The organism is Stenotrophomonas sp. YJH_SMC_133 (genome assembly GCF_059370655.1).
In genome coordinates this window covers 225,271-238,393 of the sequence record NZ_JCAFTW010000004.1, presented here as the reverse complement: position 1 = coordinate 238,393, position 13,123 = coordinate 225,271, and the positions used below count along the sequence as shown (strand labels likewise).

General features: G+C 65.8%; 9 protein-coding genes. 1 reads left to right on the top strand and 8 read right to left on the bottom strand.

The genetic code is table 11. The features are described 5' to 3' along the window. Positions 1-6: 6 nt before the first annotated feature. Genes AC5P78_RS07660 through AC5P78_RS07640 form a run of 5 tightly spaced genes read right to left on the bottom strand, consistent with a single transcriptional unit; the run spans position 7 to position 6,366 of the window. The gene (locus AC5P78_RS07660; protein WP_005407527.1) at positions 7-990 is read right to left on the bottom strand and encodes an AAA family ATPase; all 984 of its coding nucleotides are present in this window, start codon (positions 988-990) and stop codon (positions 7-9) included. A 16-nt stretch (positions 991-1,006) separates the two neighbouring features. Beyond that, positions 1,007-1,714 carry a DUF4159 domain-containing protein gene (locus AC5P78_RS07655; RefSeq protein WP_005411842.1) on the bottom strand — a complete coding sequence of 236 codons (708 nt, stop codon included), beginning with the start codon at positions 1,712-1,714 and terminating at the stop codon, positions 1,007-1,009. Then, complete coding sequence (locus tag AC5P78_RS07650; protein WP_005407529.1) at positions 1,714-3,048, bottom strand: TldD/PmbA family protein; 1,335 nt, start codon at positions 3,046-3,048, stop codon at positions 1,714-1,716. The genes AC5P78_RS07655 and AC5P78_RS07650 overlap by 1 nt, the downstream gene beginning before the upstream one ends. 21 nt (positions 3,049-3,069) lie before the next feature. Next, a complete protein-coding gene (locus tag AC5P78_RS07645; RefSeq protein ID WP_005407530.1) occupies positions 3,070-4,704 on the bottom strand; it encodes a TldD/PmbA family protein in 1,635 nt (544 codons plus the stop codon). Between the two features lie 30 nt (positions 4,705-4,734). Continuing rightward, positions 4,735-6,366: a TldD/PmbA family protein gene (locus AC5P78_RS07640; protein ID WP_495217177.1), complete on the bottom strand. Its 1,632-nt coding sequence runs from the start codon at positions 6,364-6,366 to the stop codon at positions 4,735-4,737. Between the two features lie 693 nt (positions 6,367-7,059). Here AC5P78_RS07640 and AC5P78_RS07635 point away from each other — a divergent pair. Then, positions 7,060-7,674 (top strand): DUF938 domain-containing protein, encoded by a 615-nt coding sequence (locus AC5P78_RS07635; protein ID WP_012478716.1) that lies wholly within the window; start codon positions 7,060-7,062, stop codon positions 7,672-7,674. On the opposite strand, the gene AC5P78_RS07630 is transcribed toward AC5P78_RS07635, so the two are convergent. The 3 genes from AC5P78_RS07630 to AC5P78_RS07620 all read right to left on the bottom strand — a co-directional run bounded on the left by AC5P78_RS07630 (position 7,675) and on the right by AC5P78_RS07620 (position 13,106). Then, positions 7,675-8,997: a type II toxin-antitoxin system HipA family toxin gene (locus AC5P78_RS07630; RefSeq protein WP_049419249.1), complete on the bottom strand. Its 1,323-nt coding sequence runs from the start codon at positions 8,995-8,997 to the stop codon at positions 7,675-7,677. A 3-nt stretch (positions 8,998-9,000) separates the two neighbouring features. Next, a complete protein-coding gene (locus AC5P78_RS07625) occupies positions 9,001-9,258 on the bottom strand; it encodes a helix-turn-helix domain-containing protein (protein WP_005407534.1) in 258 nt (85 codons plus the stop codon). Positions 9,259-9,419: 161 nt separating this feature from the next. Further along, entirely contained in the window at positions 9,420-13,106 is a 3,687-nt protein-coding gene (locus AC5P78_RS07620) for an indolepyruvate ferredoxin oxidoreductase family protein (protein WP_065183490.1), read from the bottom strand. Between the last annotated feature and the right edge of the window lie 17 nt (positions 13,107-13,123).

Below are 13,123 nucleotides of genomic sequence, written 5' to 3'. Positions count from 1 at the left end.
CGTGGCTCAACCCGGGAAGGGCACGGCCTGCAGCAGCGCGGCGACCACGTCGTCGGCACGCTTCTGCTCGGCCTCGGCGGCGAACGACAGCAGCAGGCGATGGCGCATCACCGGCGCGGCCAGCGCCTGCACGTCCTCGCGGGTGGCGGCGAAACGGCCCTGCAGCAGTGCGCGTGCCTTCGCTGCCAGCACCAGCGACTGGCCGGCACGCGGGCCGGCGCCCCACTTCACCCATTGGTTGATCGCCGCCGGAGCACCGTCGCCGGGCCGGCTGGCGCGCACCAGGCGGGTGATCCAGGCGAGCACATCCGGGCTGACATGCACCTGGCGCACTGCGGCCTGCAGCGCGATCACCGCGTCGGCATCCATCACCTTCGGCACTGCGTCGGTGGCACCGCCGGTGGTCTGTTCCAGGATCTGCCGCTCCTCGTCTTCGCTGGGGTAATCCACCAGCACGTGCAGCAGGAAGCGGTCCAGCTGCGCTTCCGGCAGCGGGTAGGTTCCGGCCTGCTCGATCGGGTTCTGCGTGGCCAGCACGAAGAACGGCGCGGGCAGCGCGTAGGTGGTACCGGCGTAACTGACCGTGCGCTCCTGCATCGCTTCCAGCAGTGCGGCCTGGGTCTTGGGCGGGGTGCGGTTGAGTTCGTCGGCCAGCAGCAGGTGGGTGAAGATCGGGCCCTGCTGGAAGCGGAAGTGGCGATGGCCGGTGCCGTGGTCTTCCTCCAGCAGCTCGGTGCCGAGGATGTCGCTGGGCATCAGGTCGGGGGTGAACTGCACGCGCCGGAACTGCAGCTCCAGTGCCTGGCCGAGCGAGCGCACCAGCAGGGTCTTGCCGAGCCCGGGTGCGCCTTCCAGCAGGCAGTGGCCGCCGGCCAGCAGGCCGATCAGCAGCTGCTCGACCACGGTGTTCTGGCCCACCACTGCGCGTGCGAGCGCGGCGCGCAGCTCATCCAGGCGCGGCAGCAGGGAATCGAGGTCGGGGGAGGTCATGGGCGTGCAGGTCCTATCAGTTGTTCAACGCGTACATCACGATGTTGACGCCGAAGCGGGTGTTGTCTTCGGCCAGGAAGCGCTTGTTGCGCCAGTCGTAGTCCCACTCGCAGCCGTAGTCCTTGTTGCTGTACAGCAGGCCCAGGCGGCCGTCGACCTCGATGCCCTTCAGGTAGTCGTGCACCAGGTCGTCGCCCCAGCCGTTGAGTTCGAAGCTGGTGGCAGGCGGGCCATCCGGGAAGCGGAAGAAACTGCGGTACAGCGGGTGGCTGTTGGGCAGCTTCTGCAATGCCCTGGGCCCGAACAGGCGACCCATCTGCGCCTCGAACGAGGTAGCGAACAGGCCGTCGATATCGTGGTTGCAGTCGTCGACGAAGACGAAGCCGCCATTGCGCACGTAGCGCACGAAGTTCTGCCGCTCGGCGGCGTTGAACTCCACCAGCGTGTGCCCGGCCAGGTAGCAGAACGGCGCTTCCAGCATGCGTGGGTCGGCCAGCGCCACCACGTGTTCCTGCGGGTCGACGCGCAGCGAGGTGTAGTCGATCAGCGAGGTGATCAGGTTGGACGGCATGCGCGCGTCCACGTCCCAGTCACCGGAGTCGTACTGAAGGCGGGTGAACCAGAAGTCGTAGCGCGAACTGCGCGGGCCTGCCTGTGCCCAGGCTGGCAGCGCCGCCGCCGAAGCGGCAGCGGCCAACCAGCGCAGGCAGGCCCGGCGATCCATCAGACCGCGTCGGACAGCGAAGTGAAGGTGAAATCGCGCAGCTTCATCGGCGGGATCATCATCACGTAGCTGGATTCATCACCGGCCACGCGCACCGGCTTGCCCAGCTCTTCGATGTTGTTGAGCATGATCACCGGCGATTCGTTGAAGCGGAAGTTCTTCACCGGATGCTTGATCTGGCCGTTCTCGATGTAGAAGGTGCCATCGCGGGTCAGGCCGGTCAGCAGCACGGTCTGCGGATCGACCATGCGGATGTACCAGGTGCGGGTGACCAGGATGCCCTTCTGGGTGCCGCGAACCAGTTCGGCGGTGCTCTTGTCGCCACCGCTCATCAGCAGGTTGCCCGGCGACGCCTTGGCGGTCTTGCCCTGCTTCTGCGCCCAGAAGCGCGAGTAGTCCAGGTTGGCGATCCTGCCGTTCTCGATGATGGCCATGCGCTCGCGGGGCAGGCCCTCGTTGTCCCACGGCAGCACCGGTGCGTCCGGGTGCCACGGGTCGGCGATCATGGTCACGCGCGGGTCGTAGACCTGCTCGCCCAGCTTGTTGCCGCCGCCCTTCTTGGACAGGAAGCTGCGGCCTTCATCGGCCGAGCGTGCGCTGAAGAAGTTCATCATGAAGCTGATCAGGCCGGCCGCCGCAGCCGGCTCCAGGATCACCGTGTACTTGCCCGGTTCCAGCGCCTTGGCTTCGGCCGATTCGGTGGCCTTGCGCATGGCGATGCGGATGTCCTGGTCCGCCTTGAAGTCAGCCGCATCCTTCAGGTTGCGGCCGACCCAGCCCGAACCACGGCCATCCTCGGTGCGCACGGTGCAGGTGTAATTGAAGTTGGTGGTGCGCTGGTAGGCGAAGTTGCCGTTGCTGTTGGCGGTGGCCTGGAAGCCCTGGCCGTCTTCGAGGAAGCCGGCGGCGATCAGGCCATGGCCACGGCACGGCGCGATTGAATCTGCGGCAACCTTGGCACGGAACGCCGGATCGATCGCGGCAGTGGATTCGCTGAAGGTTGGGCTGGCGCGGTAGGTCTGCTTGCCGATGGCCGGCATGAACTCCGGGTTTTCCGGGGCCAGGCGGGCCAGGTCTTCGGCACGGCGCACCACGCGTTCCAGCGCGGCATCGTCGAACTCGTTGATCGAGGCCGTGCCGACGCGCTTGCCGAAGGCAACGGTGACCGCCAGTTCGGTGTTGTCGACGATGCCGCTGGTGGAGACATTGTTCAGTGCGAAACGGATGTTGCCGTCGATCGCGCCGGCCAGCACGGCGGTGCATTCGTCGGCCTTGGACAGGGCGATGACCTTGTCGAGGATGGCCTTGGCCTGGGCTTCGGTGAAGATACTCATGGTGTAAGGGCTCCTGACCGATCAGCCGAGGCTGCGTGCGGTGTTGATGACGTTGATGCCGTTGAAGCGCGCGGTGGACGAACCGTGCGAGACCGCCGAGACCTGGCCCGGCTGGCCCTTGCCGTCGAAGAACGAACCGCCCAGGCGGTAGTCACGCTCGTCGGCCACGGCGGTGCAGGCGTTCCAGAACTCCGGCGTGCGGATCTGGTAGGCCACGTCTTCCAGCATGCGGGTGATCTGGCCGTTCTTGATCTCGTAGAACAGCTGGCCGCCGAACTGCGCGTTGTAGCGCTGCTGGTCGATCGAGAACGAACCATCACCGATGATGTAGATGCCGTTCTCCACGTCCTTGATCAGGTCCGGCACGCTCAATGGCTTCTTGCCCGGTGCCATCGACACGTTGGCCATGCGCTGGAACTGCACGCTGGACCACGAGTCGGCATAGCAGCAGCCGTCGGACTCGGTCTTGCCGAGGATGTGGGCCTGGTCGCGGATGGTCTGGTAGTCCACCAGCTTGCCGTTGCTGATCAGGTCCCAGCGCTTGCACTTCACGCCTTCATCGTCGTACGCCACCGCGCCGAGGCTGCCCGGCTGGGTCTTGTCGGCGAAGATGTTGACCAGTTCGCTGCCGTACTGGAAATGCTGTTCGCGCTTGTCCAGGGTGGCGAAGCTGGTGCCGGCGTAGTTGGCCTCGTAGCCAAGCACGCGGTCCAGCTCCAGCGGGTGACCGATCGATTCGTGGATGGTCAGCCAGGTATGCGACGGGTCGAGCACCAGGTCGTACTTGCCCGGCTTCACCGACGGTGCCTTCAGCTTTTCCTGCGCCTGCCTGGCAGCGGCGATGGCGTCTTCCTTCATGTCGTAGGAAGAACTGTAGTTGACCACGCCATTGGGGCCGACCACCTTGCCTGCGGCGGCGCCATCCAGGTACTCGTAGCCCAGGCCCATCGGCGAGGACAGGCCCGAACGGGTGCGGAACTTGCCGCTGGACTTGTCGATGGCGGTGACCGTCATCGGCGCCCAGATACGGTGCACGTCCTGGTCGATGTAGGAGCCGTCGGTGGAGGCAAAGTACTTCTGCTCGTTGACCAGGAACAGCATCGAGTTGACGAAGCTGGCACCGGCGCCCATTGCGGCGGCGTTGACGTCCAGCAGCAGGCCGACCTTGTCCTTGATCGGCACCTCCATCGCATTCTTGCGGATCGGCGTGCGCCAGCTCACCTCACCGACGCCCGGCGCCTTGGCCAGCTGCACCGGCGCGGTCTGCACGCCGGCATTGGCCTTGGCGATCGCCGCCGCCTGCTGCGCGGCCTTGGCCACATCGGCCGTACCCAGCGCATTGGTGGCGGCAAAGCCCCAGGCACCGTTGACGATCACGCGGATGCCCACGCCGGTGGACTCGGTGTTCACCACGTTCTGCACCTTGTCCTCGCGGGTGATCACGAACTGCCGCAGGTAGCGGCCGATGCGCACGTCGCAGTAGGTGGCGCCGGCCTGGCGGGCGGCGGCCAGCGCCGCATCGGCCAGGCGCTTCTTCAGCCCCAGGTCCAGCGAGCTCTGCAGCTGTTCGGCAGCGATCACCTTGCCGAAGAAGGAGGGCACGATCAGCCCGCCCGCGGTAAGCCCGGTCAGGGCCAGGAAGTCACGTCTTTGCAAGGCTGCTCTCCATGTCGAAGGATGGGTGGCTCAAGCGCCGAGACTGCGCGCGGTGTTGATGATGTTGATGCCGTTGAAGCGGGTGGTGGACGAACCGTGCGAGACCGCCGAGACCTGGCCGGGCTGGCCCTTGCCGTCGAAGAACGAACCGCCCAGGCGGAAGTCGCGTTCATCGCAGATGGCGGTGCAGGCATTCCAGAATTCCGGCGTTCGGATCTGGTAGGCCGCATCCTCGACCATGCCGGCGATCTTTCCGTCCTTGATCTGGTAGTACAGCTGGCCGCCGAACTGCGCGTTGTAGCGCTGCTGGTCGATCGAATACGAACCGCGGCCGTGGATCCAGATGCCGTTCTCCACGTCCTTGATCATGTCCTCGACGCTGAGCGGCTGCTTGCCCGGTGCCAGTGAGACATTGGCCATGCGCTGGAACTGCACGCTGGACCAGGAATCGGCATAGCTGCAGCCATGCGATGCATCGCGGCCGAGGATATGGGCCTCGTCGCGGGTGGCCTGGTAGTCAACCAGGATGCCGTCGCGCACCAGGTCCCAACGCTGCGTCTTCACCCCTTCATCGTCGTAGCCGACGGCGCCGAGGCTGCCCGGCTGGGTCTTGTCGGCGAAGAAGGTGACGATGTCGCTGCCCCAGCGGAAACCCGCATCGCGCTTGTCCAGGGTGGCGAAGCTGGTGCCGGCGTAGTTGGCTTCGTAGCCAAGCACGCGGTCCAGCTCCAGCGGGTGGCCGACGTTCTCGTGGATGGTCAGGAACAGGTTGGACGGGTCCAGCACCAGGTCGTACTTGCCGGGCTTCACCGACGGCGCCTTCAGTTTCTCGCGCGCGTGGCGGGCGGCCGCGATGGCGTCCTCGACCGGGTCGTAGGAATCGCGGTAAGCGGTGATGCCGCCGGGCAGCTGCACCTTGCCGCGCGCATCGCCATCGAGGAACTCGTAGCCCATGCCCATCGGCGAGGACAGGCCGGCGCGGGTGCGGAACCTGCCGCTGGCCTTGTCGATGGCGGTGGCGGTGAACGGCAGCCAGATGCGGTGGATGTCCTGGTCGATGAACGAGCCGTCGCTGGAGGCGAAGTACTTCTGTTCGTTGACCAGGAACAGGGTGGAATTGATGTAGTCGGCACCCGCATTCAGCGCGGCGGCGTTGAGCGCCAGAAGCAGTTCGACCTTGTCCTGGATCGGCACCGCCATTGCGTTCCTGCGGATCGGGGTCTGCCAGTGCACCTCGCCGACCGACGGCGTCGGCGCCAGCTGCACCGGCCGGGTCTGGATGCTGGCGTTGGCGCGTGCGATCGCGGCCGCCTGCTCGACTGCGGCGCGCACGGCGGCCTCGGTCTGCTGATGGGGGGCGGCGAAGCCCCAGGCGCCGTTGACGATCACGCGCACGCCCACGCCGGACGACTCGCGGTTGGTCACATTGCCGACCTGGTGTTCGCGGGTGATGACCGACTGGTTGAGATAGCGGCCGATGCGGACATCGCAGTAGCTGGCCTTGGCGGTGCGTGCGGCGGCCAGCGCCACGTCCGCCAGGCGCCTGCGCTGGGCGGTATCGACCGGGGCGAGCAGCTGCTCGGCGGCGATGGCACGGGAATGCGGCAGCAGCAGGCCCGCCAGGCCCAGACCGGAAAAAGCCAGGAACTCACGTCGTTGCACAGCGTTTCTCTCTCTCGCTTGCGTGCGGTTGGCAATGGGCCGGACCGATCACGTCAACTCCTCGACTTTCGCCAGCGCGGGGCGTGGGGACAAGTGACTGCAGTCATGGTTGGGGGTGTTTCGGCAGGGCTGCGCCCTGCACCTGCTCAGAGCAACGGCAACGGCCAAAGCCAGAGCCAGAGCGGCATTCCGTGGGATGGCGGGGCGGTGTGGGTGGGCAGGACACGCCGTAAACCCGTCCCTGGGGGCTCGATGGCGCCATCCATGGCGCCAACGGTCCTGCCCACCCACACCGCCCCACCTCTGACAGCTGGCCGGTGGCTGTTGGTGGGTGCCGACCGTTGGTCGGCACATCTGTCAGATATCGAATGAAATTCGGGGTCAGATCCGTTTTCCTGCGGAAAACGGATCTGACCCCAAGAGTGTTTCCGACAGATCGCGGCCAACTGTCGAAGGCGGGTGGGTCCGGTTGAGGGGGCGTGAGCCGCATGGATGCGGCGACCGAGCTTACATGGACGTACTTGCAGCGTCCCCCTCAATCGGACCCACCCCGCCATCCCACGGAAAGCCCGCTTTTGAATTTGACGTGGCTGTTGCCGTTGCTGTGGCTTGAAGCAGGTGCAGGGCTGCAAGCCCTGCCGAGCAACACCCCCTCGTGCACAATGGGGCCGACCCCGCCCGGACCCCGTCCTGATGTCGAGCAAGCCGTATTCAGAAGCCTGCGAGCGCAACCGCGAGCCCATCGCCACCGCACTCGACCCGTGGATGGGCGACCGCCGTCGGGTGCTGGAGATCGGCAGTGGCACCGGCCAGCATGCGGCCTTCTTCGCCGAGCGCTGGCCGTGGCTGCGCTGGCAGCCCAGTGATCATCCGGACCATCTGCCCGGCATCGAAGCCTGGCGTGCAGAGGCCGCGCTGCTGAACCTGCTGCCGCCGGCGGCGCTGCAGGTGGAACTGCCACCGGCGCCCGGGCTCAGCCTGCCACAGGGCAGCACGTTCGATGCGGCGTTCACTGCCAATACCCTGCACATCATGGGCTGGGAGCACGTGCAGGCGTTGTTTGCCGCGCTGCCACCGCTGCTGCGCCACGGTGCGCTGCTGGCGGTCTACGGCCCGTTCAACTACGGCGGCCGCTACACCAGCGACAGCAACGCGCAGTTCGATGCGTGGCTGAAGGCACGTGACCCGCGCAGCGGCATACGCGATGTGGAAGCCGTGCAGGCGCTGGCCGAGGACAACGGCTTCACCCGCCTGCGCGACGTGGCGATGCCGGCCAACAACCGCCTCCTGCTGTGGCGGTTGGGGTGATCAAGCCTCGGGGGCCATGCTGGAAAGGCGTGCTGCCGCAGCACGAAGTCCGTTGAAAATCGGTTCGGACACGTTTGAGGGGAAGTCATCCGGGAGCTGACGGGTGACCTGCTGGATGGCGGGCTCGACGGCCGCGATCAATGTCTTGATCCATGGTTCTGCACCATCGGCAACGCCGCAGGCGCGCGCGGTTTCATTCCAGTGCCGCCGTCGCACAAGGTGCAGTTTCCGGTGGCGGTTCTTGCCATGTACGGCCATGGCGAGCTGTGCGTTTCGTGGATCGAGTTGATTGGGTCCCCTGCCGAGGATGGGATATACCGACAGCACGTCGTAGACGGGCGTCAGGCGGAAGCGTCCACCGGCTTCCAGGTGAACACTGAAATTCTTGGCATGGCCGTCGGTTGCGGCCAGCATCCAGAAAAGAATCTGCGTCTTGAAGAAGATCGCGCGATCCTCGGGGTGTTCGGACTGTCGAAGCAGATCCATGATCGGAACGATACCGGGGCCGCCATCGGATTCATACTTTCTGGCAGCCGGCAGACCAAAGACCTGACACATGTCTTCCTGTGGCAGTCGCAGCCACCACCGGCGGTCGGCAGACAGGCGACGGTCAAACCGCTCGACAATGAGAGCACGTTGGTCGTTGAAGCGGCCCATCTGCGTCTCGGCCACGGGGATATCAAAGGCGGAAAGCAGATGCATGCACAGCCATTCATTCTCCACGGACTGATGCATGTCTGCCCGCATGTTGCCAACAATGCCAAGCGGCAGCTTGAAGATGTGAGTGGATGGTGTGTTGCCGGTAGGAATGCACCATTTGCCAGCATGCAGCAGAAGACCGGTCTTTTCCTGCGCACCGGCGATGGAAATGCGGAATGCATCATCACGGCTGGGTGCGCCAGGCAGGTTCCCTGTCGTCACCTGACGCAGGATCGTAGCGACACCTGCTTCGTCCAACACCTCGCACGTGATCTGCTGGATGTCTTCGGGTGGATGCGCAGGCGGCAACAGCTGCACTGCGCCGACACAATCCCGTCCAATGGCTTCAAGAAGATCGAACGTATCGCTGCCGCGCGTGGCGAACCGGTCGCGGATCCGGTTGCGTATGGCGACGTTATCGGGAAGAAGGTTATCGAAGTAGTCGTTGACGACGTTGCCCCGATGGCTCTCGCCATCTGGGAGCAGGGGTAGAGAGAGCGACAACGGTCGGGACTGGGGCGAGCTGATCCACTGGCTGACATACGACAACCGGGGTGACCCGTTCCGGACATCATCCCAAAGTGCGACTTCCACACCATTCATCCAGACCTGCAGCGTACCCATGGCTCACCACTCCAATGACGACGTGTTCTCCTGGGGACTTCGTTGCTGGAGGCTGACCTCCAGACCCAGCACCGCCCAGATCCGCATCAGGCGTTCAAAACTTGCCGATGCAGGGTCGCGTTCCAGCGCGCCCACTGCCTGGCGGCTGATCCCGAGTCGCTCCGCCAGCTGAGCCTGGCTCAGGCCCGCCTGGCGCCGGAAAGCACGCATCAGGGGCGCAAGTTGTTGGGCTGTCCTCACTGTGTGCAGCGGCCTGTCCATACCGGCAGTCCTCAAGGAAAGATGACCGTACGGCAACGCGTACGCAAAGGATAGGTTGCTTTACGACAAGCAACCTATCGCTTTCTCGCTGAGGAGGCAACCTATCGATTGCTATATCGCTTTGCAACCTATAGGTTGCCTTTCCATGACGCAGCGCCGCGTCAAGCCACCTGCACGATATGCAGCGCCTTCGGGTTGCGCCACTGCGCCAGCAGGGCAGCCTCGCGCGCCTTGGCCTGTTCGTAGTGCGCTTCCTTGACGTGGCCGAAGCCGCGGATGTGCTCGGGCACGCTGGCGATCTCCACCGCCAGGGCCAGGCGGCCGTCCTCCAGGCCATCCAGCAGCAGCTGCACGGTGGCTTCGTAATCGGCGATCAGCTGGCGCTCCATGCGCCGCTCTTCAGTACGGCCGAATACATCCAGGCGGCCGCCACGCAGGAACTTCAGCTTGGCCAGCAGGCCGAAGGCCTTGAACATCCACGGGCCGTATTCCTTCTTCAGCAGGCGGCCCTGCTCATCCTTCTTTGCGAACAGCGGCGGCGCCAGGTGGAAGCGCAGCTGGTAGTCACCCTCGAACTGCTGCTGCAGGCGGCGCTGGAAGTCACCGCTGGTGTACAGGCGGGCTACTTCGTACTCGTCCTTGTAGGCCATCAGCTTGAACAGGTAGCGGGCTACCGTCTCGGTCAACGCGGTGGAACCGCCGATGCGCTCGGCCTCGGTGGCGCGCACGCGCTCGACCAGGCTGCGGTAGCGGTTGGCGTAGGCTGCGTCCTGGTAATCGACCAGGAAGGCGGCGCGACGCTCGATCATTTCGTCCAGCGAGCGCGACAGGCGTGCATCGTCCAGCGGCAGGAATGCCACGTCGCCACCGTGCGATGGCAGGCCACGCAGTTCGCGTTCGTCGCCGGTGTTGCGCGGTGCCGCGGTCGCACCCCATTCATTGCCTTCCCACTCGCCCGGCGGCAGCGGGTGCAGCGGGCCGGGGGTGGACTCGGTATCGGTGTGGCGGTTGCGCACCAGGCCGGCGGCCTGCTGCACGGCCTGCGGGTCGACCACGGCCAGGCGGCCCCAGGCGAAGGCCTGCTGGTTCATCGCCACGGCGGCGCCATTGAGTTCGATGGCGCGCATCAGCGACTCGAACGACAGCGGCACCAGGCCCTGCTGCCAGGCGTAGCCGAGGATGAACAGGTTGGCGGCGATGGCATCGCCCAGCAGCGCGGTGGCCAGCTGGGTGGCATCGAGCAGCAGCGGCTCCTGGCCGCCCAGGGCTACGCGCACACCGGCGATGATGTCGGCGGCGGGGAACTGCATGTCCGGACGGGTGGTGAACGTGCCCGGCATCGCTTCGTAGGTGTTCAGCACCACCTGCGAACGGCCGGCGCGCACCTTCGAAAGCGCCCAGTAGTCGTTGACCACCACCATGTCGCAGCCCAGCACCAGGTCGGCTTCACCGGCGGCGATGCGCACGGCGTGGATGTCATCCGGGCGGCGTGCGATGCGGATGTGCGTGGTCACCGCGCCACCCTTCTGCGCCAGGCCGGTCTGGTCGAGCACAGTCGCGCCCTTGCCTTCCAGGTGGCCGGCCATGCCCAGCAGTGCACCGATGGTCACCACGCCGGTACCGCCGACGCCGGTGATCAGGATGTTCCAGGGTTGTTCCAGCGTGCCGCGGATGGTTGGTGCCGGCAGGTTGTCCAGCAGCGTGGAGGCATCGCGCTTGCTGCCCTTGCGCGGCTGGCCACCGTGTACGGTGACGAAGCTCGGGCAGAACCCGTTCACGCACGAATAGTCCTTGTTGCAGTTGGACTGGTCGATCTCGCGCTTGCGCCCGAACTCGGTTTCCTTCGGCAGCACCGACACGCAGAAGCTCTTCTTGCCGCAGTCGCCGCAACCCTCGCAGACCAGCGAATTGATCAGCACCCGCTTCTGCGGATCTTCCAGCTTGCCGCGCTTGCGGCGGCGACGCTTCTCGGTGGCGCAGGTCTGTTCGTAGATCAGGATCGAAACACCCTTCACTTCGCGCAGGCGCTTCTGCACCTCCTCCAGTTCGCTGCGGTCGTGGAACTCCACGTCGCTGGGGAAGTGCTCGCGCTGGCCGGTCCACTTGCCGATGTTGTCCGACAGCACCACGATGGTGTGGATGCCTTCGGCGCGCATCTGCCGTGCGATGTCGGGCACGCTCAGCGGGCCGTCCACCGGCTGGCCGCCGGTCATCGCCACCGCGTCGTTGTAGAGGATCTTGTAGGTGATGTTGACGCCGGCCGCGACCGCTTGGCGGATCGCCAGCGAGCCGCTGTGGAAATAGGTGCCGTCGCCCAGGTTCTGGAACACGTGCGGGGTATCGGTGAACGGCGCCTGCCCGGCCCAGGTCACGCCTTCGCCGCCCATGTGGGTGAAGGTGTCGGTGCTGCGGTCCATCCAGGTCACCATGTAATGGCAACCGATGCCGGCCAGTGCCCGCGAGCCTTCCGGCACCTGGGTGGAGGTGTTGTGCGGGCAACCGGAGCAGTAGTGCGGCACGCGCGGGAAGCTGGCGCGCGGCAACGCAAGCTCGGCTTCCTTCTGCTGCATCCACTGCAGGCGTTGTTCAATGGATTCGTTGTTGAAGAACTTCTGGATGCGGCGGCCGATCACGCCGGCGATGGTGGCCGGGGTCAGTTCGCCGGTGGACGGCAGGATCCATTCGCCACTCTCGTCGTACTTGCCGACGATGGACGGGCGCTGGCCCCAGCTGGCCGGCCAATTGAAGAACTGTTCCTTCATCTGGCGCTCGATGAAGGCACGCTTCTCCTCCACCACGATGATGTCTTCCAGGCCCTGCGCGAAGCGCGCGATGCCCTGCGGTTCCAGCGGCCAGGTCATGCCGACCTTGTACACGCGGATGCCGATGTCGGCGCACGCGGCTTCGTCCAGGCCCAGGTACTCCAGCGCCTGCAGCACGTCCAGGTAGCTCTTGCCGGTGGTGACGATGCCCAGCCGCGCGCGCGGCGCATCCATCACCACCTTGTCGATGCCGTTGGCGCGGGCAAAGGCCTGCGCGGCCTTCACCGCATAGCGGTGCAGGCGCATTTCCTGGTCCAGCGGCGGGTCCGGCCAGCGGATGTTGAGGCCACCCGACGGCATCTCGAAGTCTTCCGGCAGCACGATGCGGCGCGCCATCGGATCGACCTGCACCGACGCCGACGATTCCACCGTCTCGGCGATCGTCTTGAAGCCGACCCAGCGGCCGGTATAGCGGCTCATCGCCCAGCCCAGCAGGCCCATGTCGAGGATGTCCTGCACGCCGGCCGGGTTCAGCACCGGCATCATCGCGCTGACGAACTCGTCCTCGCTGCCATGCGGCAGGGTCGAACTGCGGCAGGCATGGTCATCGGCGGCCAGTGCCAGCACGCCACCATAGCGCGAGGTGCCGGCCGCATTGGCATGCTTGAACACGTCGCCGCAGCGGTCCACGCCCGGTCCCTTGCCGTACCACATGCCGAACACGCCCTGCACGTTGGCGCCGGGGAACAGGTTGGTCTGCTGGGTGCCCCATACCATGGTGGCGCCCAGGTCCTCGTTCAGGCCGGGGGTGAACTTCACCTTGGCCGCTTCCAGATGCTTGCGCGCGCGCCACAGTTCCAGGTCGAAGCCACCCAGCGGGCTGCCACGGTAGCCACTGACGAAGCCAGCGCTGTCGATGCCTTCGGCGGCATCGCGCAGGCGCTGCATCAGCGGCAGCCGCACCAGTGCCTGCACGCCACTCAGGTAGATCCGCCCCTCGTTGCGGGTGTACTTGTGGTCGAGCGTGTAATCACGGTCGAGCAGGTCGGCGGAAGAGGGCGAGGTGAGTTGCGCGGTACTGGTCATGGCTGGCCCGGTAGGAT